Origin of the sequence: Flavobacterium sp. N502536, assembly GCF_025947345.1 — a bacterium.
GTDB lineage: Bacteria > Bacteroidota > Bacteroidia > Flavobacteriales > Flavobacteriaceae > Flavobacterium.
Genome location: NZ_CP110011.1, coordinates 3,267,306 through 3,293,390 on the forward strand (window position 1 = coordinate 3,267,306; position 26,085 = coordinate 3,293,390).

The following is a 26,085-nucleotide window of genomic DNA, read 5'->3' on the forward strand; positions in this document are numbered from 1 at the left end:
AAATACTCAAAAAATCTTAAATCAAATTTTTTATTTTCGCATGCTGTAACAATAAAATAGTTTTTGCATCTGTAATTTCGCCGGATTGAATCATGGCGTAGGCCTGATCAAAGGTGTATTCTAAAACCTCTATGTTTTCTTGTTCCGCATCTAATCCGCCACCGTCGTTTACCTTCATTGTTTCGTCGTATTCTCCAACGAACAGATATAAAATTTCGGTTACAGATCCAGGTGACATGTAGGTTTCGATCACTTTTTCTACTTTTTGCAGACGATACCCGGTTTCTTCTTCGGTTTCGCGAATAATAGCCTGTTCGGGATGATCCTGGTCCAAAAGACCGGCACAGACTTCGATCATCATTCCGGTTTTGTTTCCGTTTAAATAGGTAGGTAAACGAAATTGTCGGGTCAGAATAACTGTTTTTTTAGTGGTATTGTAGAGTAAAATAGCGGCTCCGTTTCCACGGTCATACACTTCACGGATATGAGATTCTATTTTACCATCTTTCATTTCGTAATCAAAAGTTACCTTGTTTAGGATGTACCAATTGTCTGATAATAACTGAGTTTCGGTAACTTTAATTTTTGGATTTTTCATCATTAGAAATGTTTATATAAAAAAAACGCTCTGATTATCAGAGCGTTTAGAGAGATTATTTTGTTATAGTTTGCTTTCTGTCTGGTCCAACCGATACAATTTTGATTGGCACTCCAACTTCTGCTTCAATAAACTCAATATATTCTTTTAGCTCGATTGGCAATTGATCGTAAGAGGTCATTCCGGTTAAGTCAGCTTGCCATCCTTTAAATTCTTTATAAACAGGAGTTACATTTTCAGGCTCGATGTTGTATGGAAAGTGAGAAATGTTTTGTCCTTTGTAGTTGTATTCGGTACAAACTTTTAAGGTTTCAAATCCTGAAAGAACGTCACCTTTCATCATCATTAACTGAGTTACTCCGTTTACCTGTACAGCATATTTTAAAGCTACTAAATCTAGCCATCCACAACGTCTTTGTCTTCCTGTAACAGATCCAAATTCGTTTCCAACTTTCGCCATTGTTGCACCTACTTCGTCAAAAAGTTCAGTAGGGAACGGTCCGCTACCTACACGTGTAACATAAGCTTTGAAAATTCCGTATACTTCTTTGATTTTGTTAGGAGCAATTCCTAAACCGGTACAAGCTCCGGCAGCTGTAGTGTTTGATGAAGTTACAAACGGATAAGTTCCGAAATCAACGTCTAATAAAGAACCCTGAGCTCCTTCACATAAGATCGATTTACCCGCTTTTTGAGCCTGGTACATGTATTCTTCACTGTCAATGAAATCCAGTTTTTTTAATTCTTCAATAGCTTCAAAAAACTCTTTTTCAAGTTCAGCCAGATTGTATTGAATCGCTACGTCATAAAAAGCAATCATAGCTTCATGTTTGTCAGCTAAAGCTCTGTAACGCTCTTTAAAGTCTTCTAATTCGATGTCTCCAACACGTAATCCGTTTCTTCCGGTTTTGTCCATATAAGTTGGTCCAATTCCTTTAAGAGTAGAGCCAATTTTTGCTTTCCCTTTTGATGCTTCAGATGCAGCATCTAATAAACGGTGTGTTGGTAAAATTAAATGTGCTTTTCTTGATATGATCAGTTTGCTTTTGATGTCAAGGTTAAATTTCTCTAAACCTTCAATTTCTTTTTGAAAAACTACCGGATCTATTACAACACCATTACCAATGATGTTTACTGATTTTTTATGAAAAATTCCGGAAGGAATGGTTCTAAGTACGTGTTTAATTCCGTCAAATTCTAAAGTATGTCCTGCATTTGGTCCTCCCTGAAAACGTGCAATAATATCATAATTTGAGGTAAGAACGTCAACAATTTTTCCTTTACCTTCATCTCCCCATTGTAATCCTAGTAATAAATCTACGGTCATTCTATTTTTAATTTGCGTTGAGGCAATCCGAGTTGCCCTACTGATTAATGTAGTTAATTTTCTTTTTTTATATTTTTTGAATAATGCCTTTTGGAATTATTGTTTTTGCTTTTTGTTTCCGTAGAAATACAAAGAATGATTTGTAATTTCAATATCAAATATTTCTTCGATTGTTTTTTTGATGGTTTGGATTCTTGGATCGCAAAATTCAATTACTTCACCAGAATCCGTCATGATAATATGATCATGCTGTTTATCAAAATATGATTTTTCGTAGTAAGCCTGATTTTGCCCAAATTGATGTTTTCTCACCAAAGCACAGTCTAACAAAAGCTCAATCGTGTTGTACAATGTAGCTCTACTCACACGATAGTTCTTGTTTTTCATCTTGATATATAAGTTTTCTATATCAAAATGTTCTTCGCTATCGTAAATTTCCTGAAGTATAGCATAACGCTCAGGAGTTTTGCGATGCCCTTTTTGCTCAAGATACATTGTAAAAACATTTTTTACAATTTCTTGATTTCTAGTGTTGTCAGTTGAAATGAGTGTCATATCCGGCAAAGGTAATTTTTTATTTTTAATGAATAAAAGTTTCGGGTTTAAAGTTTAACGTTTTAATTTGTATTCGATCCGTAATAAAGTATCAATTACAGGTGTTTGTAATGATAAATTTAAAAAATTCAGGCGAACATAATTAACATAATTGTTTTTATTTATGAAAATACTAACATTTTGTCACTTCCTTTTTGTCATGTACATATACCAGTTCCATTCCCATGATTTTCCAGAATCGGCAGACATAGCCTGACTCCATATCGGATTATTTTCATCTCTTGCATCCCATCGGAATACCTGAAAAACTTTTTTGCCTTCAAAGATATCTTTAGAGAAAAAATGTCCGACTTTGTTTTCAAAAGAGCCTATTACGGGTTTGTCTAAGATTCCGGTAGTTGAATCGGACCAGTAAATACTCCACAATCGGGTTTCAGGATTGAATAATCTAACGGTCATGCCTTCAAACGGCTTTCCGTCAAAAGTGGCAAGAAAATTATCAATATTACCAATTCCGTGCAGGATTTTATACATTTCCTGTGTGGAGGGAAATTCGATCCATTCTGTACAGTTTGAAAGCCTTTGTTTTAATTTTTTGTTTCGGATATCCGATTTTCCCTGAAAAAAATCAAAATCATCTTTTGACGAAGTATCGGAAGCCATGATAATAAGCTCGCCGTTTTCATCTAAATGGATCTTAGGAATCTCCAGTACTTCATTTTTCATATCAAAAAGTCAGATTCGATTAAATTCAATTTGGAATTACGTTCTGTATTCTCTGGTTACTTTGTCAACTCCGTCAATTTTCTTAATGGCATTAATCATTTTCTTCAAAATGGTGTTGTTTTGAACGATAACGGCAATCTGTCCGTGAAAAATTCCAGCATCGGTACTTAGTGAAATACTCTGGATATTTACGCTCATGTTGTTCGAAATAACTCTGGTCAGTTGATTCGTAAGTCCTAAAACATCCATTCCTGTTATGTTGATAATGGCTTTGAACTCCTCTTGAGAAGAATCAATCCATTTGGCACTCATAATACGGTAAGCGTAATTGGACTGCATGCCAATCGCATTAGGACAGTCTTTTTTATGAACTTTGATTCCTTCGTTGATGGTTACAAATCCAAATACATCATCTCCCGGAATCGGGTTACAGCATGGTGAGAGTTTGTAATCCAGTTTATCGTGCTCTGTTCCAAAAACCAGCATGTCATAGTTGCTGCTGATTATGGGTTTGTGAATGTCTTCGGAAGCAGTGGTATCTTTGTTTCTCTTAATTTTATTTTTAAAGAAATTGATAAACGTATTGCTTTTTTGCGCCGCGTAATCTTTTAATTGCTGATTTTCGATCGCACCAATCCCCACTCTGTAAAATAAATCTAAACTGGTTTTAAGTTTAAAAAAGTTAACCAGTTCATTAATCACCTGTTCGTTAATAGTGATTTTTAGATGTTTTAGTTTTCTGGTAAGCAGTTCTTTTCCTTCTTCAGCGATTTTTTTGGTGTTCTCGTTCAGAACGTTTTTAATTTTATTTTTCGCTCGCGAAGTGGTTACATATTCTAACCAGTTGACGGTTGGTTTTTGATTGGCAGAGGTAATCACTTCGACCTGATCGCCACTTTTTAATTCGTGATTTAAAGGCACTAATCGCCCATTGACACGGGTTCCTCTGGTTTTAATTCCGATTTCGGAGTGAATACTAAAAGCAAAGTCAAGTGATGTGGCTCCTTTTGGGAGTGATTTGATTTCTCCTTTTGGTGTAAATACGAAGATTTCTTTTGAATATAAATTCATTTTAAAATCTTCTACAAAATCTACCGCATTGGTTTCCTGATTCTCTAATGCTTCGCGAAGTAAATTCAGCCAAACATCCAGACCACTTTCTTCGTTTGCACCGTTTTTATATTTGTAATGTGCGGCATATCCTTTTTCTGCGATTTCATCCATACGTTCGCTTCGAACCTGTACTTCAACCCAACGGCCTTTCGGTCCCATCACGGTAATGTGTAAAGCTTCGTAACCGGTTGATTTTGGAGAGGAAATCCAGTCACGCAAACGACTCGGACTCGGTCTGTAATGGTCGGTAACAATGGAATAGATTTTCCAGGCTACGAATTTTTCGTCATGCTGATCGGATTTATAGACAATTCTTAAGGCAAATTTGTCGTAGACTTCGTCAAAACTCACATTTTGAGCTCGCATTTTTCGACGAATGGAATAGATCGATTTTGGACGCCCTTTAATGACATAATCGATGCCCTCACTGTCTAAGGATTTTTTCAAAACATCCGAAATGTCTTTGATGTAAGCATCCTGTTCTTCTTTTGTTTCTCTGATTTTGCTTACGATATCATTGTAAACAGCCGGTTCGGTATATTTTAAACCTAAATCTTCGAGTTTGGTTTTGATATTATAAAGTCCCAGACGATGGGCAAGAGGAGCGTAAATATAAAGTGTTTCTGAGGCGATTTTGGTTTGTTTGTATTCCGCCATAGAATCCATGGTTTGCATATTGTGCAAACGATCGGCCAGTTTGATCAGAATAACACGAACGTCATCGTTCAGTGTCAGAATCATTTTTCTGAAATTTTCTGCCTGCATAGAGGCATTCAGATCTCTCTGAACTAATGAAATCTTGGTTAAACCTTCTACCAATTGAGCTACTTTCGGATTGAACAGACGTTCGATATCCTCCACCGTCAAAGGGGTATCTTCGACAACATCATGTAATAAGGCCGCAGCGATAGAGGTCGCTCCCAAACCAATTTCAGAGGCAACTATTTTTGCAACTGCAATAGGATGAAAGATATACGCCTCACCAGATTTACGTCTTTGTTCTTTGTGTGCATCAACAGCAACATCAAATGCTTTACGGATAAGTTTTTTGTCGGTTGGGCTTAAAGTCTGATAACTGATTCGAAGTAATTCTTTATACTCTTGTGCAATTGCTTTGTTTTCTTTTTCAATATCTATTTCTATCATAACGGCATAGTTCAAGTACTAAAAATAAGAATAAGTTTGAATATACGCAAGGGAATGGAGGGTTGATTTTAGAATGAGATTATTTTGTTTCAGGTTTCAGGTTTCAAGTTTTTGAGTACTGCTTTTAGATGCAGTTTTCGACCTGAAACCTGAAACTTGAAACATGGAATTACTCTTTTAAAAAATCCAAATCCTGAAAGTCGTAGCTAAAATCGGTTAATTCGGAAATTGGGAGCATTTTTAAGTTAGTGACTTTTCCGCTTTCATCGTATTTGAAAAGTAAATGGGCATCGGCATGAAAGAAAGCATTGTTCCATTTTACGACATAATTTCCGTCTTTGTAGAAAAATACTTCGCCGGCCAGTTGCGGAGAGCGTTTGGAAGCAAAATAGGCTTTTCCTTTTTTCTCTGTAATGGTGATTTCTCCAAACCAATTGTCTTTGTAAGTTCCGTTTATCTTAGAAAAATCGGTTTTAAGTTTGTCTTTTTTGTTTTTGGCAACGGTTGCCCAGACTTCATCGGTTACCTTGTCGGCTGATGCTTCACTGGCTTTCATGCGGTTGCTGTAAAGGGTTACGTAGTCATCGGATTTAACACCGAGATAGCTGTCTTTTATGGTATTGGTGATCGCACTAAAAGCAGCTCCTGATTGCTGATTGGTTAAAACAATAATGCCTAAGCCTAATTCCGGAATCAAAGTAGTTTGCGTTACATTTCCTTCTAATCCTCCCGTGTGCGAAACCTGTTTGTATCCTTTTACATCACTCAGGAACCAGCCTAAACCATAACCTGAGAAATGTGTGTTGTACGGAGGTCTCGTTTTTGCCGGAATGATGGTTTGCAGTTGCCACATTTCATCGTGTTCTTTCTCTGAAAACAATTGTTTGTTATCGCCGTATTTTCCGTTATTGATTTGCAAAATGACCCATTTACTCAAATCATTTACACTGGAATAGATTCCGGCTGCTCCGTCAAAAAGCTGATTTTCATAACGTTTGATGGTTTTGAGTTTGCCGTCAACCGGCACATGAGGGGTGATGACGTTGGTGGTGTCTTTTAAACGTTTTACTGAAGCTACACTATTGTTCATTTCCAGAGGTTTCATGATGCGCTCTTCAACAAATTCGGCCCAGGTTTTACCGCTTACCACGTGTACAATTTCACCTGCTACAATGTACAGTAAGTTGTCGTAATCGTATTTGGTTCTAAAACTCGAAACAGGTTTTAAATATCGTAGATTATGTACAATATCGGCTGCTTTAAAATCGCTTCCGTCTGGCCAGATCATTAAATCTCCGGCTCCGAGTCCGAGTCCGCTTCGATGTGTTAATAAATCACGAATCGTGAATTCACGGGTTACATAATCGTCGTACATTTTAAAATCCGGAAGGTATTTTACGACCTTATCGTCCCATTTTATTTTGCCTTCATCCACCAGCATCGCCAATGCTCCCGAGGTAAAAGCTTTACTGTTGGACGCAATCCCGAAAAGGGTATTGGCATCTACTTTTTGCTGTGTTGTGATTGATTTTACTCCGTAACCTTTTGCAAGAACTACTTTTCCGTCTTTTACAATGGCGACTGCAATTCCGGGCACATCAAATGCTTTTAGGGTGCGATTGACCAGTTCATCTACTTCCGGATTGGTTATTTGAGCTGAAAGGGTAAGGCTAAATAATAAGGCTAAAAGTGATAATTTGTAGTTCATGACGGTATGTTTTGGTTTAGTTAAATCCGCGCTGACGTTTGGCTTCGAAGATTAGAATAGCAGCAGCGACCGAGACATTCATGCTGTCAATTTCGCCCTGCATGGGGATGATAATGTTTTGAGTGGCAGCATCTCTCCAATCCTGCGTTAGGCCGGTGGCTTCCGTGCCTACAACCAAAGCGGTTGGGGTTGTGAAATTCTGTGTATGATATGAGGTAGAATTTTGCAGTGTGGCACAGTAAAAATCGATCTTTTTTTCTTTTAGAAAAGCAATGATTTCAGCTGTTGTTCCTGTTGCGATTTGGTTGGTAAACAAACAACCAACACTAGAGCGTACAATATTTGGATTGTATAAATCACTTTTTGGGTTTGCAATTAATACAGCATCCAGATTTGCAGCATCGGCAGTTCGTAAAAGCGCGCCGATGTTTCCTGGTTTTTCCGGTGCTTCGGCCACAATTATTAACGGATTGTCTGATAATTTCAGATCAGATAACAGCATCGATTTGGTTTTAGCCACAGCCAGAATCCCTTCGGTGGTATCGCGATACGCTAGTTTTTGATAAACTTCTTTATTGATTTCGATGAGTTGAACCGGACCGTTCACTAATTTTTGAATCTGATTTTCGGTAACCAGCTCGGGTAAAAATAAAACGGTTTCGATTTCGTAACCTCCTTTTGTTGCCAATTGAATTTCACGTAAACCTTCAATCAAAAATGTTCCGGTTTGTTTGCGGGCCTTGGCCTTTTCCTGTAGTAAAACAAGTGATTTTATAAACGGATTTTGTATTGAAGTAATTTGTTTCATTTTTTTTGAAGGTACTTAGGTTCTGAGGGGCTAAGGTACTGAGTTTTTTTTTAAATGTTGCAAAGGTTTTTCTGGAGGTACTTAGGTTCTGAGGTGCTAAGGTTTTTCTGAAGGTACTAAGGTTCTGAGGTGCTAAGGTACTGAGGTTTTTTTATAGGGGTGGAGGTGTAAAAGGGGTATAAAAAAGTTGCCACAAATTTCACGAATTTTCGCTAATTCATATTTTGCTTAAAGCTGGTAAAAATTAGTGTAAATTGGTGAAATTCGTGGCAAAAAAAATCTCCTTATTTTTGAAGTACTTCCGAAATCTCGTTTGCTACGGGATGTGAGGTTTCAAAAGTATATCCCATGATTTTTGCAATGGTTTGTGCAACTTGTTTTTGATACAATTGAGAGTCTGTTTTGATTTCTCCTTTTGCTGCGATTTCAGGTCCCATAGCAGCGAACCAGATTTGTGAAGCACCTTCAACATCAGCACCATGATCAGTCCACTGTGCTTTTATTTTGTCGCCACGGCCGTGATCTACAGTGATTAATATGGTAGTTTTGTTTTTGTATTGCGGATCATTTTGTACAAAGTTCCAGATTTCCTTAATCCATTTGTCTACCTGGTTTGCAGCGTCAAGATATGATCTGTAATGTCCGGCATGTGCCCATTCATCAGTTTCTCCGTAGGCGATGTAAAGTACTTTTGGCTTTTTGGTTTTAAGTTCGTTCAAAGCCTGATAATGTGTAAAAACATCCAGACATTCATCCTGATGAAAAGGTTTGAAAGAGTTGTTGCGCATTTCATTCAACAATTTCTGAGTCTCGGTAGGCTTATCTCCTCCCACATTATCAAAAGCAGAAATTACAGGAAAACCACTTCTTTTTTCGTTTAAAATTCGATCAAAAGCATCCCAGGCACCAAAAGCGGCAACTCTTCCTTTTAACTTCGATTGCTGGTTTAAAAATTCCAAAACATTCACATTCGGATTGTCTTTGTAATGATTGGAATTGACGGCAAGATCAACATTTCCGGTCATGATTTCGCTGTATCCGGGATAACTAAACCAATACGGATTTGAAACGTCTACTTTACTGCCTAAGTCACGATTGCCATAAATTTGCCCTTTTGAAGCAATTTCAGACCATAAAAAAGGCATGATTTTTTTTCGGCTTTCTTTCAGGTCAGCACTTGCATATTTTTTATGAATATAGGTACTGTCTCCCTGATTGAATTTTTTATCATTGGCAATTGCACCATCCATTCCTTTAAAAACTTCCTGCCATCTAAAGCCGTCAGTAGTAATAATGATGATGTTTTCTGTTTTTTGTGCATGAGACAAAAGGCTTGTAAAAACGAATACAAGTACAAGTAGTTTTTTCATTTTCTTAAGGAATTACAAAGGTTCAAAGTAACAAAGGTTCAAAGTTTTTTTGACTAATCTTAATTTTTATAAAGAACTTGACGTTTTAATAATATTTGCAAAAAAAGATCCCTGCCATTTTACTTCTCACAAAGAAAAGTATTCCTCACTGCTACAAAATTCCTCTGGCTTTAATTTCTAAATACTTATTAATCGCGTCCAGTGTTAAATTTTCAGGTTGTGTTAAAACAGAGTGTATGCCGTATTTTTTGAGTTCGTTTGCGATTAATCGTTTTTCGAACATGAATTTTTCAGCAATTACTTTATCGTAAATTTCCTGAATGGTATCCGTTTTTTTGTTGATGATCGTATTCAGTTCTGTATTGCTAAAGAAAACGACTACCAATAAATGACTTTTTGCAATTCCTTTTAAATAAGGCAATTGTCGGTTTAAACCGTCCATCGTTTCAAAGTTAGTGTATAAAATGATCAAACTTCTTTGATTGATGTTTTTCTTGATGTCTACGTACAAACGGCTGTAGTCACTTTCGAAAAAATCGGTTTTGATATTGTACAGGGTCTCCAGAATTTTTTGCATCTGAGAAGCCCTTTTTTCGGCAAAAACCCGGTTTTCTACTTTTTTAGAGAAGGAAAAAATTCCTGCCTTGTCTTGTTTTTTCAGAATAACATTAGACAAAACCAAGGTCGAATTGATCGCATAATCCAACAAACTCAGTCCGTCGAATGGCATTTGCATGGCGCGGCCTTTGTCGATCGCCATGTAAACAGACTGTGATTTCTCATCCTGAAACTGATTGACCATGAGCGCATTTTTTTTGGCGGTAGCTTTCCAGTTCAGCGTTCGGAGGTCGTCACCCTGAACATATTCTTTAATTTGTTCAAATTCCATGGTATGACCAATCTTGCGGATCTTTTTGATTCCGTATTGGTATAAATTATTTGAAAAAGCCAGTAAATCATATTTTCTTAATTGGATATAAGACGGGTAGGTGGGAACCATTTTATCTTTATCGAAAGAGAATCTTCTGGAAATTAATCTTAATGGGGAAGAAACATAAACATTCAGGTAGCCAAAGTAGTATTCGCCACGTTCTGTAGGTCGTAATTCATACCCAATTTCTTTTTGTTCTGCGGCTTTAACGGTCTTTACAATTTTGAAATCACGCACCTGAAACTGAAACGGAATTTCGTCAATAATTTTGACTGAAATTTTAAACGTATAAAGGTTTTTGATGCTAATCGTAACGGGATTCAGGTCTCCGTTCGAAAGTTTTTCCGGTGTAGTTCTTTCTGCTTCAATACCCGTTTTACTGAGATAGAGCAGGAGTACATCGAGTCCCAAAAAAGTCAATAAAATTAAAACGATAAACCAAACTGCGTTGTACAAATTTGGAAAAATAAAAGCACAAACAAACAATCCAATAATACTCAGAAGCACATAGAAGAAAAAGTTATTGAGGTAAAGGCTTTTGATGAATTTCACGTTTTAAAAAGTTTCAGGTTTTTATTGTTTCAAGTTTCAAGTCTCAGTCTCAGTTTTCAGTATGCACTGCCACTGAGACTGAGACTGAAAACTATCTTGGAATTTCGACTGTTTCAATAATTTGTCTGATGATTTCTGAACTGGTAATACCTTCCATTTCACGTTCGGGAGCTACAATTACACGATGTTGTAAAACCGGAACCGCAGCTTCTTTAATATCTTCAGGCGTGACAAAATCGCGCCCGCGGATGGCAGCGAAACCTTTGGCAGCATTCAAAATAGCAATTGAGGCACGAGGAGAGGCTCCTAAATACAGGAAGGCATTTTCACGTGTGTTGACTACTATTCTGGCTATGTATTCCAGTAGATTTTGCTCGACTCTGATTTGTTTTACCAAAGCCTGATACTGTTTTATTTCAGCAGCAGACAGTATGGTTTTGATGGCTTCCAGTTTTCCATGATCCTGTAGTAAATGCTCTCTTTGGATAATCAGAATTTCTTCGTTTAGTTTCGGATAATCAATAGTGATTTTGAATAAAAAACGGTCCAATTGTGCTTCGGGCAAACGGTAAGTTCCTTCCTGCTCAATTGGGTTTTGAGTGGCAATTACCAAAAATGGGGTTTCCAGTTGATAGGCCAATCCGTCAATCGTAATCTGGCGTTCCTCCATTACTTCAAAAAGCGCGGCCTGTGTTTTGGCAGGAGCACGGTTTATTTCATCGATTAAGATTAAATTGGAGAATATAGGCCCTTTTTTAAATTCAAATTCAGATGTTTTTAAATTAAAAATGGAGGTTCCCAAAATATCCGACGGCATTAAGTCCGGTGTAAATTGGATGCGGCTAAAGCCAATGTTCAGGGTTTTGGACAAAAGTTTGGCCGTGATGGTTTTTGCAACTCCGGGTACACCTTCAAGTAAAACGTGCCCGTTGGATAAAATAGCAACCAAAAGCTGATCGACCATCTTGTGCTGTCCTACGATTACAGTTTCGAGTTCTTTTTTGATCGCGCCGACATGATCCAATAGGGGAGCTAAGTTGATTCGGGTTTCAAAATTCACATTTTCATTTGTGATTTCTGGTGTTGTATTGATATCGTCCATGATGGGTTTGTTTTCTTTTATTGAATTTGGCTGTAATTTTTTTAATGTAAAATCTTTTCTATCGCAGTATTGATTCGGATCAAATCTTCTTCAAGGCTGCCGTGATAACTATTTCGGTGTTCGTTAATCAGGAATACAAGTTCCTGAATATCGGTTACCTTTTTACCTGTTTTATGATGCAATTTTTGAATAAAATTATCGTCCAGTTTTGTGGTGTCGATTAAGTATTCATTTCTAATTTTTTCTAAAAAGTAAATGATTTTTTTATCAATAATATTGGTATGATCGCCTTCCTGATAATATAAATTCCCGATGGTTTTTGTAAAGTCAACGGTTAAATTGGGCAAAGGTTTTAATATGGGAACAATTCGCTGTTTTCGTTTGGCATTAAAAATAATGAAAATCAACATTCCGAACAAAAAGAAATACCAGGCCCATTTTAAACCGGGCTGACTTAAAATGTAACGTAGGGGTGATGCGGAAATACTCTCGTTATTTTGTCCTTTGGTGTACCAAAAAATATCTCCCTTAGGCAGGAAAGACAGGACACTTTCGGCATATTCATAATGGTTTGCTTTCAGTAAATGGTAGTTTGTAAAAGCAACCGGTTGAGTGTGCAGGTAAAAATGCCCATTATGATACGGTACTTTTATAAAATTGATGTGCTTTTTTGCTTTTTTGAGCGAAGCCACCTGATAACCCAAAACGGTCGTATTAGCGGTGTCAATTTTAGAAAAATAATCTTCTAAGGTTTGTGCGAACTTATATTTTTTGGCTTTCAGCTGTGGGTTGGCCAGCCAGACCGTTGTACTGCCCGAGTTTTGATAATCGGAATTTACTTCGACTTTTAAACTGTCTAACAGGTATTTGGGAAAGGTTTTCATGCTCAGAAAAGCATTGTTTCCACGCGATACAAAATAAAAAAGCTCGTTTACGGACTCTTCGTCAATTGTATTTGATTCGGAAATGTTGATGAAAGTTCCTTTTATTTTATAGTCTTCTACCAGCGTATCATTGTTGTATTTTGAATCTAAATACTCATAAGGGGTTAAAGTTGAAATGCGTTCTACGGTATGATTTTTAAAAAAGCCATTGATTTCTTTGTCAAAAACATAAAGTCCAAAAGGAATTTTGTCGTTGACAGAGTAGGTCGGCCTCCAGTCGATAGGCTTTGGACGGTCGTAATCTGCTACTAAAATTAAGATTAGAATAAAAAGCAGTACAGCAATATAAATTTTAAGTGTTTTACTCATTGCTAAACGTTTTTATGGCTTTCTTAAATCGATTTTGGGCCTTTTCAAAAGTGATTTCATCAATTTCAAATTCACCATACCAGATATAATTGTACAAATAGGACAAATAGGTAAACTCTTCCTTGTGTGCGGGTTTTTGAAGCTCGTACAAATAATCAGAATTGGTCTTTTCGATATCCCATTCGATGTAGTGATTTTGCGCCATCACTTTTAAAAGCGAGAGATAATAATAACGAACGGCAGTTCTTTTTTCTCCGGATTGTATGCTTTCTTTAATTAGTTTATCGAAATCTAAAAGGTGTATGTTCTTTTCGATGTCTGAATAGTAAATGTTTTTTTTCTTAGCATTTTTTCCAAAAATCCACTGTCCTTCTTTATTGATTATGGCTTTTGTAATCAAATAAATGACAAAAATGATGATGATAACGGCCAGTACTCTTAATAAAACCGAAACAAAATTAACGGAGGTCTCAGGACTTTCAAACTCAAACCAATCTCCAAAAAGACTGGCCAACCACTCTTTAAAGCGCTGCCATAGCCCTTTTTCGGGAGCTTTGAATTCGTAAACAAAACTGGAATCGGTATATTTTTTTTTGAAGTTTTTAGCGAAACTTTTAATTTCTACGGTGTCAGAAGTTACCCGAATATTTTTTTCGGTATATTTTACGGTAGCTATTTTCGGAGGTTCGGCTGTAGCCAAAGTGTCCTGGGTACGAGAGATACCCGAGAAAAGCAGAAAGGATAAAAAGAATAGAATTTTATTCATTATCGGTTCCGATTAACTCAATGTCGCTATTTGAAATTTTTTCTTCTGCCCCCAGACTATAATACATAATTCCCTGATTAATCATGATCATGTTGTTGAAGATATTACTCAGCGTAAAGATCAGAATAAAAATAAAAGTCAGAAAGAAAATTAAGAACGGAGAATCGCCCATAGTTTCCGGATTAAATTCTGAACTCCCCAGAGCGGTCAGGAAAAACATAAATATGCCTGCAAAATAAAAAACCATAGTGATCGATCCCTGAATCATCTGCATCATGATAAGTATTAAAAAAGTAGCCCCTATCGAAGTCCAGAAATCTTTTTTCAGCAAAAGATAAGCATGATTTAAGGACTGAAAGAAACCTTTGTCTTCTGACAGGTACGTATAAAAACTAAAATTGACCCAGGTAAATAAAGTGGGTATCGCAATCAGAAGCAATGGGATACCAACGATTAAAAAGCAAAGGAAGAAGAGTAAAATGATAACAACAAACAGCATTGGAACGACCAAAAATATAAGTCCAACACAGAATTTGATGATTTTCCAGAGGTTTTGTCTAAAGATCGTTACGACATCTTCTGTGGTGAAATTGTTTTTGCTTTTTTGGTCGACCAGTTTTAAATACAGTATAGGATAAGTCGAATTGAAGAGCGATAAGGCGATAATAACAACAAAAAAAAGGACGCTAAAACCAATTAAAAGACCAAAATTATCGTTGAAGTAACCGGCAAGATTATCGGTTTCCGGATGGTCTAAGCTTTCATTAATTACGGCTTGAAAATTACTTTTTAGAAAGAAAAAAACTAAAGCACCTACAATAAGCAGAAAGGCTCCGTTGATGATGAAAAAGATTTTAAAAAAGTGTTTTCCAAAAGTTTTGAAAAAACTGAAGGTATCTACGATATAGTCGCCTAATTGTCGTTTTTTGTAAAGCTCAAACATTATGATAAAGTTGTTTTTTTGTGAACAATAAAAGGGTAAATCAAATAATAAAATGAAATTACGGCTAATGTAAGCAAAATGATAAGACTGCTTAACCAATTGGGCATATCAATTGAATATCGGGTGATGAAACCTTCTAAAAAACCTGCACTGATGGTAAACGGAAAGGTACTCAGAAATATTTTGAAACTATTTTTGAAGCCTATTTTAAAGGAATTCATTCGCGAGAAAGTTTTGGGAAACAGGATCGAAGCTCCTAAAATAAAACCGGCAGTAGTTTCGATTACAATTGCAAAAATTTCCATGGCTCCATGAATCCAGATTCCGCGTACGCTTTTCCAGAAAACGCCCTGTTCGTAGAAGAAATATTGAAAAGAGCCCAACATAATACAGTTTTGAAGGAAGATGTAAAAAGTACCAAGACCACCAAAAATTCCATAAATGTAACATCGTGCCCCTACATAAAGGTTGTTCATGGTGATGCCAATAAAACTTCCCCAGTTGCTTCCGGAGCCGTAAACAGCCATTGGATTTCCTTTTTTGATATTCTCCAGGGTCATGTTAACATAACCATCACCCAGAATGAGGCGAACAAAATCCTGATCGTATCTTGCCGAAACGACGCCAATTCCTACCGTGATAAAAAACAGCACAAAAGCATACATTAAATAGCGTTTGTACTCGTACATAAGCAATGGAACTTCTGTCATAAAGAATTCCAGAAACTTATTTTTTTCTGTTCTTTTGGTTTTATAAATTTTCTGATAAATTTGTGAGGCAAGATGATTGAGGTAAATAACGGTTTTACTCTTCGGATAGTACGTTTGGGCATACGCCAAGTCATTCATCATCTGAATGTACAAATTAGCTAACTCGTCCGGATTTTTTTTAGCTTTACCAAAAATAGCTAGTTCAAATTCCAGCCATTTTTCTTTATTTTGTTTTATGAAGGCGACTTCTCTCATTGCAGGCTAAAATATAAAATATGTCAGAATTATCTATAAATACAACACAAAATGTCAAAATAAATTTTATCGCCGCAACTGTCGGGGAAAGAATTGGTTCTTATTTCATCGATTTGGCTATTAAAGTGGCTTATGCCATCGTAATTTCTCTGATATTTTTTTACGTTTTTAATTTTGATAAAGTGTTGGATACCTTAGACAGCTGGTCAAGAGCATCGGTACTTTTACTATTGTATTTTCCCTTTATTATTTACACACTAATCTTAGAAAGTATTTTTGAAGGACAGACCATAGGAAAGAAACTGGTCAAAATAAAAGTGGTAAAAATTGATGGTTATCAGGCGGGCTTTGGCGATTATTTAATGCGTTGGTTTTTTAGATTGGTTGACATTTCGATCCTGGGAGGAATCGTGGGTTTAATATCGGTAATCTCGAGTCAAAAAGGACAACGATTAGGAGATATGGTTGCTGGAACGGCCGTAATCACGCTAAAAAATAAAATCAATATCAGCCACACCATCCTCGAAGAAATTGGAGATGCTTATGTTCCAACCTATCCTTTGGTGATCAAATTGTCGGATAATGATATGCGAATTATTAAGGAAACTTTTCAAAGTGCGCTAGCCAAAAACGATCACGAAATTATTTATAAACTGGTCACTAAGATAGAGAGTGTTACCGGAATTAAAAATCAATCCGGAAATAATACTGATTTCTTAAGAGTTATCCTCAAAGATTATAATTTTTATACCCAGAATATGTAACCGTAAAAAGGATAAATGAAGGTTATGACAAATATCATTTTTTAAATACCAGAAATCCTTTAATTTTACTACTGTTAAAATCAGCTTATTATAAGTTTGATTAGCAGATTGTGTTTATTATTTATTTTTTGAAAAGGAGGGACCGAAAATCCATAAGAGTAGGATCATTTAAATCATAGAAAGAATGAAAATTACAAAGGTTTTTGCGATTATAATGTTACTGTTTTCCATTGCCAATTTTGCTCAGACCGGAGGCAAAAAACTGGATAAAATAATAAAAAGAGATTATCAGATTATAGAAGGTACAATTGCGAAAATGTCCGATAAAACGGTTGAGTATTCTTTACCGGGAGAGACGTTGCAAATTTCACTGGATGTATCTCAGATTGCCAGAATTGATTTTGCCAGCGGGCGTTCACAAACTTTTGATGTGTCTGCAAATACTTCAGCATCAAATACTGCGAATTCTGTTAATTCAGGACAGTCTTTTGCTGCAGCCGAAATGAAACCCAATACCATTGCTGTACTGCCAGTTCCTTATTTGAATTCGGGCACTTTAGAAAGTTCAGAGGAAATGGCAAAATTTGCTCAAAATGATCTTTACAATAAACTGCTGGATAAGTCATCAAATCTGTTTCCGTTAACCGTTCAGGATCTAAGAGTAACAAACAGTTTGTTGCATAAAGCCGGGATTGATTATAAAAATATTGACGAAACTCCAATCGAAGACCTTCAAAGAATTCTGGGAGTTGATAATATTATAGCAACAAAAGTTTCGTACACGATAACAGAAGGCTCTATAGCTTCCACTTACAATAGTGGAAGTGCTAAAGTGAGTGACAATAATAAAAAAGTAAAAACGAGCGATGTTTCAACGACAAGTGCTAGCACACAAACCTACTATAACTACATGGTTTATTTTGACATGTACAAAAACGGAACGAAAATTTACTCTCAAACCCGTAAGCCATTTCTAAATGTAAAAGACAGTTGGATGGATTCTGTTTCTTATCTGTTAAAAAGAAGTCCGATTTATGTAAAAAAATAAATTCTCAGACAGAAGAACCCTTAAAGAATAAAAAAACAAATTTAACCTTTGTACCTTTGCAGCTCTGTATCTTTGCAGCTAAAAAGTAAAAAATGTTTCATTTATTAGATCTTATCGGTACTATGGCTTTTGCCATGTCGGGTGCTTTGACAGCGATGCATAAAAAACTGGACCCGTTTGGCGTTTTTATCATTGCTTTTGTGACGGCTGTAGGCGGCGGAACGCTCCGCGATGTACTGATAGGCAGAACTCCGGTAGGATGGATGTTGGACTTGCAATATGTATATGTAATTATCATTGGTTTCGCCTTTGCCATTCTCTTCAGAAAAAAGTTTGACCGATTGCGTACTTCGTTGTTTCTGTTTGATACGATCGGATTGGGTGTTTTCACTTTAATTGGACTCGAAAAAGGAATTATGATTGGTTTACATCCTGTTATTTGTATCGCTTTAGGAACGATGACAGCTTGTTTTGGAGGTGTGATCCGGGATATTTTGTGTACCGAAATTCCAACGATTTTTAGAAGAGAGATTTACGCAACCATTTGTATTTTTGGGGGAGTAGTATTTTTTATCCTTAAAAAACTGAATTTAGAAGACGATATTTTGTATTTAGTAACCTCTGTTGTGATGATTATTACACGTTTACTGGCCGTAAAATATAAATGGTATTTGCCCGCATTTGAACACAGGTAAGATTTTTTAAACGATATTAGCGTGCTGAAAATTTAAGAGCCGCGAATTCACAAACGTAATTTAAATTTTTGTTGTTCAATAAAAATTAAATTTGTGAATTCGCGGCTTATTTTTTTAATAAGTTTGTTCAAATAAAACGCAAGAGGAGAACCCTAAAACGACCATCGGAATTATGATGAAATATACCGTAAGGAATTACCATAAAAACGATTATGAGATTTGGAATGCATTTGTAGCACAGGCTAAAAATGCAACATTCCTGTTTCACCGTGATTTTATGGAATACCATCAGGATCGGTTTGAAGATTTTTCACTTCTTGTTTTTGAAGACAACAAATTAAAAGCAGTTTTACCGGCAAATAAAGCCAACGATTCTGTTTACTCTCATCAGGGATTGACTTACGGGGGACTGGTATATCAAAAACAAACAAAAGTAGCATCAGTTATGGAAGTCTTTCAGGCTGTTTTACTTTTTTTAAATGAAATTAAAATTCAGAAATTATACCTTAAGGCATTTCCTTCTATTTATCATTTGGAGCCTGCGGAAGAGATTTTATATAGTCTGTTTCTAACTGATGCAAAATTGGTTCGACGCGACACTCTTTCAGTTATTGATTTGTCACAAAAAAGTAACCTTTCAAAAATTAGAAAAAGAGGAATTCAAAAAGCAGTTTCAAAACAATTGATTATTAAGGAAGAAAACGATTTTGAATCGTTTTGGAATGAAATTCTGATTCCAAATTTAGATCAGAAACATAACGCAAAACCTGTTCATTCAATAGAAGAAATGAATTACTTAAAAACGCGTTTCCCTAAAAATATTCATCAATTTAATGTTTATCTGGAGGATAAAATTGTGGCAGGAACAACTATTTTTGAAACGGAAACGGTTGCACATGGTCAATACATTTCAAAAAATCAAAATCAGGAAAATTTAGGTAGTTTGGATTACTTGTTTCACTATTTAATTCACGAAAGATTTAAAAGCAAGCGTTTTTTTGATTTCGGAATTTCAAATGAGAATCAAGGAAGGAATCTGAATGAAGGACTGTCATACTGGAAAGAAAGTTTTGGCGCAGGTACCATAATTCATGATTTTTATGAAGTTGAAACCCTAAATCATAATAAGTTAAATGGTGTTTTAGTTTAACTGAAAAAAAAGAATAATGATATCATTTCTGGATCTTAAAAAAATAAATGAGCCATACGAAACGGCCTTTCAGGAAAAACTGAAAGAGGTTTTAGAGAATGGCTGGTACATATTAGGAAAAGAAGTAGCAACATTTGAAAAAGCATTTGCGAAATATTGTGGGGCCGATTATTGTATCGGAGTAGGGAATGGTTTTGATGCGTTGGTTTTAATCTTTAAAGGATATATAACACTGGGAAAACTTCAGAAAGGCGATGAAGTAATTGTACCTGCAAACACTTATATTGCAAGTATTCTGGCGATTTTGCAGGCAGATTTGATTCCGGTTCTGGTGGAACCAAAGTTAGAGACCTACAATTTAAATCCGGATTTGATTCAGGAGAAAATTACTCCAAAAACAAAAGCCATTTTAGCGGTTCATCTGTATGGACAACTGGCTGAAATGGATCAAATAAATGAAATTGCAGCCCAATATAATTTAGTTGTTGTAGAAGACGCAGCGCAATCGCATGGGGCGGTTGCAAATTCCAATAATGTTAAATTCCAAATTCCAAAACTGACGAATGTCGTTTTAAGGGAAGTAGAAGGGGCCTCGGGAGCAAAAGCTTTTAGTTTTTATCCGGGGAAAAATTTAGGTGCTTTAGGAGATGGAGGAGCAGTTGTTACAAATGATTCCGAACTGGCAAAAGTGCTTTTTTCACTTCGAAATTATGGTTCAGAGAAAAAGTATTATAACGAATACATTGGCGTAAATTCGAGATTAGATGAGCTACAGGCTTCTTTTCTAAATCTTAAATTACCCAATTTAGATTCAGACAACAGTAAACGCCGTAAAATTGCAAAGCGCTACCTGTCTGAGATTAAAAATGCTAAAATAGTGCTTCCTTGTTGGGATTTTTCAAACAATCATGTTTTTCATTTGTTTGTTGTTCGGGTGAAAAACAGAGAAGCTTTACAAGAATATTTAATTCAGCATAATATTCAAACTGTAATTCATTATCCGGTTGCACCTCATAAACAAAAAGCATTTCCGGACTGGAATCATTTATCTTTTCCGGTTACAGAGCAAATTCACAATGAAGTTTTGAGTTTGCCTATCAGCCCTGTTTTGACAGCTGCTGAAGTTGATCTTATTGTTGAAGTTTTAAATGGTTATTAATTTTAATTGAATGAAAAATGTCTGAATTAAAATTAAGGATTAAGAAATTCGTTCCTGAGAAAATATGGATATCACTCATTAAGGTTTATAATTTTACAAATCTAAGAACAGCTTATGAATCATATTTAATTAAAAAGGCACCCAAAAATCATCAGAAAGCACTCGAAATTGTTAGGAAAAAAGAAAAGGTAAAAGTTGCTTTTTTTCTAACTCATGAATCGGTTTGGAAATATGATTTGTTATTCGATTTAATGCTCGTGCATCCTAGGTTTGAGCCTCAAATATTTGTGTGTCCTGTTGTGAATTTTGGTAACGAAAATATGCTTTTTGAGATGGATAAAGCCTATAATGCCTTTAAAAATAAAGGATATGATGTTATTAAAACATATAATAATGAAACAGGAGTTTATTTAGATGTAAAAAGAACTTTTTCTCCGGATATTGTATTTTATACTAATCCTTATGAAGGTTTAGTAGATTATAGATACTACATAAAGGAGTTTTCGAATATTTTAACCTGTTATGTACCTTATGCGATAATGACGACGAACTACGATGCTTTTTACAATTTAAACTTTCATAATCTTGTTTGGAGGATTTTTTCAGAAACCCCGATTCATAAAAATATTGCATTTCAGAAACAAAAAAATAAAGGAAAGAACAATGTTGTAACAGGTTATCCGGGATTTGATCAGCTTTTAACAATTAAGAGGCCTAATAGTAATGTTTGGAAAAATAATAATAAAACTTTAAAAAGAGTAATATGGGCTCCACATCATTCGATGAATGAACTTAATAAAGTATCAAATTTTTTAGAGTATTGTGATGTTTTTTTGGAACTGGCTATTGTGTATAATAATCAATTGCAAATTGCTTTTAAGCCTCATCCTCTATTAAGAATTAAATTAGAAAATGATCCGGATTGGGGTAAAAAGAAAACAGATGCATATTACCATAAATGGATGGATTTAGAGAATGGACAATTTGAAAATTCTGAATATACGGATCTATTTTTAACGTCAGATGCTTTGATTCATGATTGTGGCTCCTTTATGGCGGAATATCTTATTACAGAGAAACCATCTCTTTTTATGGTGAGAAACGAGTCGGTCATGAAAGAATGGAGCGAATTTGGAGAAAAAACTGTGGCGGTACATTATCAGTCTAGAAATAAAAAAGAATTGATTGATTTTATTGAAAATGTGGTATTGAATGAAAATGATTGGATGAAAGAAACGCGTAATAAGTTTGTTGAAAATAATCTAATTCAGAACAATAATTTAACTGCATCTCAAAACATAATGAATTATTTGGAAACTCAAATTTTTGAATAATTTTTTTTGAATAATTTTTTTTGAATAACTAAATTTTATAAAAACAAAGAATAGATGAATATAGCTGTTATTTTAGCCGGTGGAACAGGAATTAGGCTGGAAAAATCTTTGCCTAAGCAGTTTTTTAAAGTTGCCGGAAAAATGGTTATAGAACATACTGTAGATGCATTTGAAAGGAATGAATTAATAGATGAAATTGCAATTGTTATTAACAGTCATTATTTATTTATGATAGAAGATATGATTATTAAAAACGAATGGAAAAAAGTCAAACGAACTCTAATTGGTGGTAAGGAGCGATACCATTCCAGTCTTGCAGCAGTGAATGCTTATGCAGATTTAAAAGACGCTAATTTAATTTTTCATGATGCTGCGCGGCCTTTAGTAAGTCAAAGAATTATCGGTGAGGTTGTACGGGCGATGGATAATTACAAGGCTGTTGATGTTGCTATTCACTCGGCAGATACAATTATTGAGGTTCAAAATCAGATTATAACAGCTATCCCTGAGCGTGTAAAAATGCGTCGAGGACAAACTCCACAAGGTTTTAAACAAACAGTAATCGCAAAAGCCTACGAGTTAGCGATGAAAGATGAAAATTTTAAAGCTACTGATGATTGTGGAGTAGTTAAAAAGTATTTGCCTGAAGAAAGCATTTTTGTAGTAGATGGTGAAGAGGTTAATATGAAACTTACTTATCCGGAAGACACTTATTTGTTAGATAAATTGTTTCAACTGCGCTCTGTTGAAATTCAAAATATTGAATTATCCTTAGAATCTCTATCGGATAAAGTTATGGTTGTTTTTGGAGGAACTTATGGTATTGGGAAAAGTATTGTAGATTTAGGAAAGCAGAACGGGATACGTGTTTATAATTTTTCCCGTAGCGAGAATAATGTAGATGTCTCTAATATGGAAGCTGTTAAGGAGGTATTAGAAAAGGTATTTCAAACAGAGCATAAGATTGATTACATTGTCAATACCGCAGGCATATTATATAAGGAACCTTTAGAAACAATGAACTATCAAAATATTCTGAATTCGATAAATGTTAATTATCTCGGAATGGTTAATATTGCATTAGCTTCATTACCATATCTAAAACAATCAAAAGGGCATATTTTATTTTTTACTTCAAGCTCATATACCAGAGGTAGGGCGTTTTACAGTATTTATTCTTCTGGTAAAGCTGCAATTGTTAATTTTGTGCAGGCAATTTCACAAGAATGGGAAACATTAGGTGTTAAAGTAAATTGTATGAATCCGGAACGAACAGAGACACCAATGCGAATAAAGAATTTTGGAAGCGAACCACAAAATACTTTATTAAAACCAGAAACTGTTGCTTTAAGATGTATTCAGACTTTGTTATCTAACTATACAGGGCAAGTGATAGATGTACGATTGTAAAGAAGTAAAATTTTAACCTTTCTTAAATGCACAACACCTCTCTGAAATCAATAGCAACAAAAGGCGTTTTTTGGTCAGCTATTGATAAATTTGCTGTTCAAATTGGGCAATTTATTGTGAGCGTAGTGCTTGCCCGTATTTTGCTGCCGGAAGATTTTGGATTAATAGGTATGTTAGCCATTTTTATGGCTTTGTCACAAACCTTTATTGAAAGTGGTTTGGGAATAGGGTTAATTCAGCGACAAGAGAGAAAAGATATTGATTTTTCGACCGTATTTGTGTTTAATTTATGGGTTAGCAGTTTTTTTTATCTGGTATTGTTTTTCTCCGCACCTTATATTTCGACTTTTTTTAATCAGCCACAATTAACAGATTTAGTACGTGTATTAGGTTTAAGTTTGTTTATAAATGCTTTTGCAATAGTTCAAAAAACTAAATTAACAATAGCAATGGATTTCAAATCTATTGCGAAGAGTAATGTGTTATCCGTAATCCTAGGTGGATTATGCGGTGTAATATCGGCAATAAATGGTTACGGAGTTTGGTCATTGGTTATTCAAAGTTTAGTTTGGTCCTTAACAACAACAGTTTCTCTTTGGTTTTTAAGCAGTTGGAATCCGTCATTTTCATTTTCGAAAAAATCTTTTCGCTCTTTATTTGGTTACGGATCAAAAATTCTGATTTCAGGATTGTATGCACAGTTACTTAGTAACGTTTATAATATTTGTTTAGGTAGATTTTATCCCACGGCTTCACTCGGTTATTATACAAGGGCTAAGAGCTTTGCTGATCTTTCAGGGGGAACAATAGTGAGTATTATTCAGCAGGCTACATTTCCTGTTTTAACTGCTGTTCAGAACGATAAAGACAAATTAGTTTCCATATATAGCCGCATGATTCGTATGTCAGCTTTTCTAATTATTCCACTTATGACGCTTATTGCTTTGCTGGCAAAACCTATAGTCGTATTATTGTTTACCGAAAAATGGATTTCTCTGATTCCGTTTTTGCAATGGATGGTTTTCTCTCGTATTTTTCTTCCTATGAGTGTGATCAATATGAGTTTGTTAAATGCAATTGGCCGTTCAGATTTGTACTTAAAAGTTGATTTGTCGAAATTACCCATAACTATATTAGCTATGATAATTACAATTCCGTTAGGGCTAAAAGCCATTATAATTGGTCATGTTGCTACATCAGCAATAGCTTTTGTTATAAATGCATATCTCCCGGGGAAGCTGTATGGTTATGGGGTAATAAATCAATTGAAAGACATGCTGCCTGCTGTTTCAGCAACAGTTGGAATGGCAATCTCGGTATTTGTTATGTCATATTTTGTTGATAATCTAATAATTCAATTATTTTTAGGCGTCATACTAGGATCGACAACCTATTTGTTTATTTGTTGGTTATTTAAATTAGAGGAACTTAAAGAGTTTGGGGAAGTGCTTTCAAAGTTGAAGAAAAAATAGTTTTCTTTGGCTTTTTTTCTCCAGAATAACCAAAATCGTGGTAACCTTTTTTATAAATCAATAATCTGTGATTTTGAAAGTTCATGATATACTTTTCGGAATGATAAGTTAGAAGCAATGGCTTTGAGATTATCCTTTCGTGATGCTAGTTATGAGTAAAAATGTGGCGTATATTACATGATAGATGCCTTATAGAGATTGTGTTGAAAAGTTTCAATCCCAAATCGGTAAGTTTGATTAATTTTTAATGTTTTGAAAACCAGTAAAGGCAAACAATTTTAATCAATCAAATCTAAAATGGAACAAAATTCTTTATTAACCGCATTTCTTCCCGCTGCTCTTGGTATTATTATGTTGGGCTTGGGTCTAAATTTAAAGGTAAATGACTTTAAAAACGTGATTTATTACCCAAAAGCAATTTTTGTTGGCTTGTTTTGTCAGATGCTACTTTTGCCTGTCATTTGCTTTAGTATAAGTCTATCGTTCAATCTTCCTCCTGAACTTGCAGTAGGTCTGATACTATTAGCTGCATCTCCCGGTGGTGCCACAGCTAATCTGTATAGTCATTTAGCAAAAGGTGATGTGGCTCTCAATATCTCGCTTACAGCAATAAATAGTGTACTTACGTTATTTTCGCTTCCTTTTATAGTCAATAAAGCGATTGATATTTTTATGATGGGTGATCAGGTTATCCCTATGCAGTTTAAGAAAATAGTTGAGGTATTTGTAATTGTACTTGTTCCGGTTATCATCGGTATGCTGATTAATTATCGCAGTCCCAAAATTTCAAAAATAATGGAAAAACCGGTTAAAATGATTTCGGCCCTTTTTTTAGTGCTGATCATTGTTGGAGCCATTATCAAAGAAAAAGACCAATTTCTGCACTATTTTGAACAAGTAGGAATAGCTTGTTTGGTATTTAATATTGCAAGTATGGCAATTGGTTATTATGTTCCGATGTTGTTAAATATAAATAAGAAACAATCAATATCGATAGGAATGGAAATAGGAATTCATAATGGTACTCTGGCTATTTATGTTGCTTTAAATGTAATTGGTAATAGCACCATGAGTATACCGGCAGCGGTATACAGCCTTATCATGTTTTTTACAGCCGCTCTGTTTGGTTATTTAGTAAATAGAAAAAAGTACACGGCTTCGTAAAATGACTTTGTTTATATAATCAATGT

Annotated in this window: 23 protein-coding genes; 9 read left to right on the forward strand and 14 right to left on the reverse strand. The window is 35.2% G+C overall.

The features are described 5' to 3' along the window. Positions 1 to 16: 16 nt before the first annotated feature. The 14 genes from OLM61_RS13820 to OLM61_RS13885 form a co-directional block, all read right to left on the reverse strand. The gene (locus OLM61_RS13820; RefSeq protein ID WP_264526385.1) at positions 17 to 598 is read right to left on the reverse strand and encodes an NUDIX domain-containing protein; all 582 of its coding nucleotides are present in this window, start codon (positions 596 to 598) and stop codon (positions 17 to 19) included. A gap of 55 nt (positions 599 to 653) precedes the next feature. Then, a complete protein-coding gene (locus OLM61_RS13825; protein ID WP_264523223.1) occupies positions 654 to 1,925 on the reverse strand; it encodes an adenylosuccinate synthase in 1,272 nt (423 codons plus the stop codon). Between the two features lie 96 nt (positions 1,926 to 2,021). Beyond that, positions 2,022 to 2,480 carry a Fur family transcriptional regulator gene (locus tag OLM61_RS13830; RefSeq protein WP_029268726.1) on the reverse strand — a complete coding sequence of 153 codons (459 nt, stop codon included), beginning with the start codon at positions 2,478 to 2,480 and terminating at the stop codon, positions 2,022 to 2,024. Between the two features lie 183 nt (positions 2,481 to 2,663). Next, positions 2,664 to 3,206 (reverse strand): hypothetical protein, encoded by a 543-nt coding sequence (locus OLM61_RS13835; RefSeq protein ID WP_264523224.1) that lies wholly within the window; start codon positions 3,204 to 3,206, stop codon positions 2,664 to 2,666. A gap of 36 nt (positions 3,207 to 3,242) precedes the next feature. Continuing rightward, a complete protein-coding gene (locus tag OLM61_RS13840) occupies positions 3,243 to 5,465 on the reverse strand; it encodes a RelA/SpoT family protein (protein ID WP_264523225.1) in 2,223 nt (740 codons plus the stop codon). A gap of 169 nt (positions 5,466 to 5,634) precedes the next feature. Beyond that, entirely contained in the window at positions 5,635 to 7,173 is a 1,539-nt protein-coding gene (locus OLM61_RS13845; protein ID WP_264523226.1) for a serine hydrolase, read from the reverse strand. A 16-nt stretch (positions 7,174 to 7,189) separates the two neighbouring features. Beyond that, entirely contained in the window at positions 7,190 to 7,981 is a 792-nt protein-coding gene (locus OLM61_RS13850) for a TrmH family RNA methyltransferase (RefSeq protein ID WP_264523227.1), read from the reverse strand. A 284-nt stretch (positions 7,982 to 8,265) separates the two neighbouring features. Continuing rightward, the gene (locus OLM61_RS13855; protein WP_264523228.1) at positions 8,266 to 9,351 is read right to left on the reverse strand and encodes a phosphoglyceromutase; all 1,086 of its coding nucleotides are present in this window, start codon (positions 9,349 to 9,351) and stop codon (positions 8,266 to 8,268) included. A gap of 151 nt (positions 9,352 to 9,502) precedes the next feature. Beyond that, on the reverse strand, positions 9,503 to 10,834 hold the full coding sequence (locus OLM61_RS13860; protein ID WP_264523229.1) for a DUF58 domain-containing protein: 1,332 nt from the start codon (positions 10,832 to 10,834) through the stop codon (positions 9,503 to 9,505). 91 nt (positions 10,835 to 10,925) lie between these two features. Then, on the reverse strand, positions 10,926 to 11,936 hold the full coding sequence (locus tag OLM61_RS13865) for an AAA family ATPase (RefSeq protein ID WP_264523230.1): 1,011 nt from the start codon (positions 11,934 to 11,936) through the stop codon (positions 10,926 to 10,928). Positions 11,937 to 11,977: 41 nt separating this feature from the next. Then, the gene (locus tag OLM61_RS13870; protein WP_264523231.1) at positions 11,978 to 13,189 is read right to left on the reverse strand and encodes a DUF4350 domain-containing protein; all 1,212 of its coding nucleotides are present in this window, start codon (positions 13,187 to 13,189) and stop codon (positions 11,978 to 11,980) included. After that, complete coding sequence (locus tag OLM61_RS13875) at positions 13,182 to 13,955, reverse strand: DUF4129 domain-containing protein (protein ID WP_264523232.1); 774 nt, start codon at positions 13,953 to 13,955, stop codon at positions 13,182 to 13,184. Before OLM61_RS13875 ends, OLM61_RS13870 begins: the two co-directional genes overlap by 8 nt. Further along, positions 13,948 to 14,898: a hypothetical protein gene (locus tag OLM61_RS13880; protein WP_264523233.1), complete on the reverse strand. Its 951-nt coding sequence runs from the start codon at positions 14,896 to 14,898 to the stop codon at positions 13,948 to 13,950. The genes OLM61_RS13875 and OLM61_RS13880 overlap by 8 nt, the downstream gene beginning before the upstream one ends. Continuing rightward, positions 14,898 to 15,863: a stage II sporulation protein M gene (locus OLM61_RS13885; protein ID WP_264523234.1), complete on the reverse strand. Its 966-nt coding sequence runs from the start codon at positions 15,861 to 15,863 to the stop codon at positions 14,898 to 14,900. The genes OLM61_RS13880 and OLM61_RS13885 overlap by 1 nt, the downstream gene beginning before the upstream one ends. Before the next feature lie 20 nt (positions 15,864 to 15,883). Between OLM61_RS13885 and OLM61_RS13890 the strand changes: the two genes are divergently transcribed. The 9 genes from OLM61_RS13890 to OLM61_RS13930 all read left to right on the forward strand — a co-directional run bounded on the left by OLM61_RS13890 (position 15,884) and on the right by OLM61_RS13930 (position 26,059). Further along, complete coding sequence (locus OLM61_RS13890; RefSeq protein WP_264523235.1) at positions 15,884 to 16,627, forward strand: RDD family protein; 744 nt, start codon at positions 15,884 to 15,886, stop codon at positions 16,625 to 16,627. A gap of 184 nt (positions 16,628 to 16,811) precedes the next feature. Next, complete coding sequence (locus tag OLM61_RS13895; RefSeq protein WP_264523236.1) at positions 16,812 to 17,675, forward strand: hypothetical protein; 864 nt, start codon at positions 16,812 to 16,814, stop codon at positions 17,673 to 17,675. A gap of 92 nt (positions 17,676 to 17,767) precedes the next feature. Beyond that, positions 17,768 to 18,370: a trimeric intracellular cation channel family protein gene (locus OLM61_RS13900; protein WP_264523237.1), complete on the forward strand. Its 603-nt coding sequence runs from the start codon at positions 17,768 to 17,770 to the stop codon at positions 18,368 to 18,370. A 172-nt stretch (positions 18,371 to 18,542) separates the two neighbouring features. Beyond that, positions 18,543 to 19,520, forward strand: coding sequence for a GNAT family N-acetyltransferase (locus tag OLM61_RS13905; protein WP_264523238.1), 978 nt, complete (start codon positions 18,543 to 18,545; stop codon positions 19,518 to 19,520). Positions 19,521 to 19,536: 16 nt separating this feature from the next. After that, the gene (locus tag OLM61_RS13910) at positions 19,537 to 20,679 is read left to right on the forward strand and encodes a DegT/DnrJ/EryC1/StrS family aminotransferase (RefSeq protein ID WP_264523239.1); all 1,143 of its coding nucleotides are present in this window, start codon (positions 19,537 to 19,539) and stop codon (positions 20,677 to 20,679) included. Between the two features lie 17 nt (positions 20,680 to 20,696). Then, on the forward strand, positions 20,697 to 22,013 hold the full coding sequence (locus OLM61_RS13915; RefSeq protein ID WP_264523240.1) for a CDP-glycerol glycerophosphotransferase family protein: 1,317 nt from the start codon (positions 20,697 to 20,699) through the stop codon (positions 22,011 to 22,013). Between the two features lie 54 nt (positions 22,014 to 22,067). Next, complete coding sequence (locus OLM61_RS13920) at positions 22,068 to 23,423, forward strand: bifunctional cytidylyltransferase/SDR family oxidoreductase (protein WP_264523241.1); 1,356 nt, start codon at positions 22,068 to 22,070, stop codon at positions 23,421 to 23,423. Positions 23,424 to 23,449: 26 nt separating this feature from the next. Beyond that, positions 23,450 to 24,895, forward strand: a complete 1,446-nt coding sequence (locus OLM61_RS13925) for a lipopolysaccharide biosynthesis protein (protein WP_264523242.1) — start codon at positions 23,450 to 23,452, stop codon at positions 24,893 to 24,895. 297 nt (positions 24,896 to 25,192) lie between these two features. Further along, positions 25,193 to 26,059 carry a bile acid:sodium symporter family protein gene (locus OLM61_RS13930; RefSeq protein WP_264523243.1) on the forward strand — a complete coding sequence of 289 codons (867 nt, stop codon included), beginning with the start codon at positions 25,193 to 25,195 and terminating at the stop codon, positions 26,057 to 26,059. Positions 26,060 to 26,085: the final 26 nt, after the last annotated feature.

What these genes read in the sequence shown, in the direction of transcription:
- OLM61_RS13875 (WP_264523232.1), bottom strand. Translation starts at nt 13,955, where the DNA reads ATGAATAAAATTCTATTCTTTTTATCCTTTCTGCTTTTCTCGGGTATC.
- OLM61_RS13880 (WP_264523233.1), bottom strand. Translation starts at nt 14,898, where the DNA reads ATGTTTGAGCTTTACAAAAAACGACAATTAGGCGACTATATCGTAGAT.
- OLM61_RS13870 (WP_264523231.1), bottom strand. Translation starts at nt 13,189, where the DNA reads ATGAGTAAAACACTTAAAATTTATATTGCTGTACTGCTTTTTATTCTA.
- OLM61_RS13865 (WP_264523230.1), bottom strand. Translation starts at nt 11,936, where the DNA reads ATGGACGATATCAATACAACACCAGAAATCACAAATGAAAATGTGAAT.
- OLM61_RS13910 (WP_264523239.1), top strand. Translation starts at nt 19,537, where the DNA reads ATGATATCATTTCTGGATCTTAAAAAAATAAATGAGCCATACGAAACG.
- OLM61_RS13895 (WP_264523236.1), top strand. Translation starts at nt 16,812, where the DNA reads ATGAAAATTACAAAGGTTTTTGCGATTATAATGTTACTGTTTTCCATT.
- OLM61_RS13915 (WP_264523240.1), top strand. Translation starts at nt 20,697, where the DNA reads ATGTCTGAATTAAAATTAAGGATTAAGAAATTCGTTCCTGAGAAAATA.
- OLM61_RS13845 (WP_264523226.1), bottom strand. Translation starts at nt 7,173, where the DNA reads ATGAACTACAAATTATCACTTTTAGCCTTATTATTTAGCCTTACCCTT.
- OLM61_RS13830 (WP_029268726.1), bottom strand. Translation starts at nt 2,480, where the DNA reads ATGACACTCATTTCAACTGACAACACTAGAAATCAAGAAATTGTAAAA.
- OLM61_RS13825 (WP_264523223.1), bottom strand. Translation starts at nt 1,925, where the DNA reads ATGACCGTAGATTTATTACTAGGATTACAATGGGGAGATGAAGGTAAA.
- OLM61_RS13850 (WP_264523227.1), bottom strand. Translation starts at nt 7,981, where the DNA reads ATGAAACAAATTACTTCAATACAAAATCCGTTTATAAAATCACTTGTT.
- OLM61_RS13930 (WP_264523243.1), top strand. Translation starts at nt 25,193, where the DNA reads ATGGAACAAAATTCTTTATTAACCGCATTTCTTCCCGCTGCTCTTGGT.
- OLM61_RS13855 (WP_264523228.1), bottom strand. Translation starts at nt 9,351, where the DNA reads ATGAAAAAACTACTTGTACTTGTATTCGTTTTTACAAGCCTTTTGTCT.
- OLM61_RS13835 (WP_264523224.1), bottom strand. Translation starts at nt 3,206, where the DNA reads ATGAAAAATGAAGTACTGGAGATTCCTAAGATCCATTTAGATGAAAAC.
- OLM61_RS13890 (WP_264523235.1), top strand. Translation starts at nt 15,884, where the DNA reads ATGTCAGAATTATCTATAAATACAACACAAAATGTCAAAATAAATTTT.
- OLM61_RS13925 (WP_264523242.1), top strand. Translation starts at nt 23,450, where the DNA reads ATGCACAACACCTCTCTGAAATCAATAGCAACAAAAGGCGTTTTTTGG.
- OLM61_RS13905 (WP_264523238.1), top strand. Translation starts at nt 18,543, where the DNA reads ATGATGAAATATACCGTAAGGAATTACCATAAAAACGATTATGAGATT.
- OLM61_RS13840 (WP_264523225.1), bottom strand. Translation starts at nt 5,465, where the DNA reads ATGATAGAAATAGATATTGAAAAAGAAAACAAAGCAATTGCACAAGAG.
- OLM61_RS13885 (WP_264523234.1), bottom strand. Translation starts at nt 15,863, where the DNA reads ATGAGAGAAGTCGCCTTCATAAAACAAAATAAAGAAAAATGGCTGGAA.
- OLM61_RS13820 (WP_264526385.1), bottom strand. Translation starts at nt 598, where the DNA reads ATGAAAAATCCAAAAATTAAAGTTACCGAAACTCAGTTATTATCAGAC.
- OLM61_RS13920 (WP_264523241.1), top strand. Translation starts at nt 22,068, where the DNA reads ATGAATATAGCTGTTATTTTAGCCGGTGGAACAGGAATTAGGCTGGAA.
- OLM61_RS13900 (WP_264523237.1), top strand. Translation starts at nt 17,768, where the DNA reads ATGTTTCATTTATTAGATCTTATCGGTACTATGGCTTTTGCCATGTCG.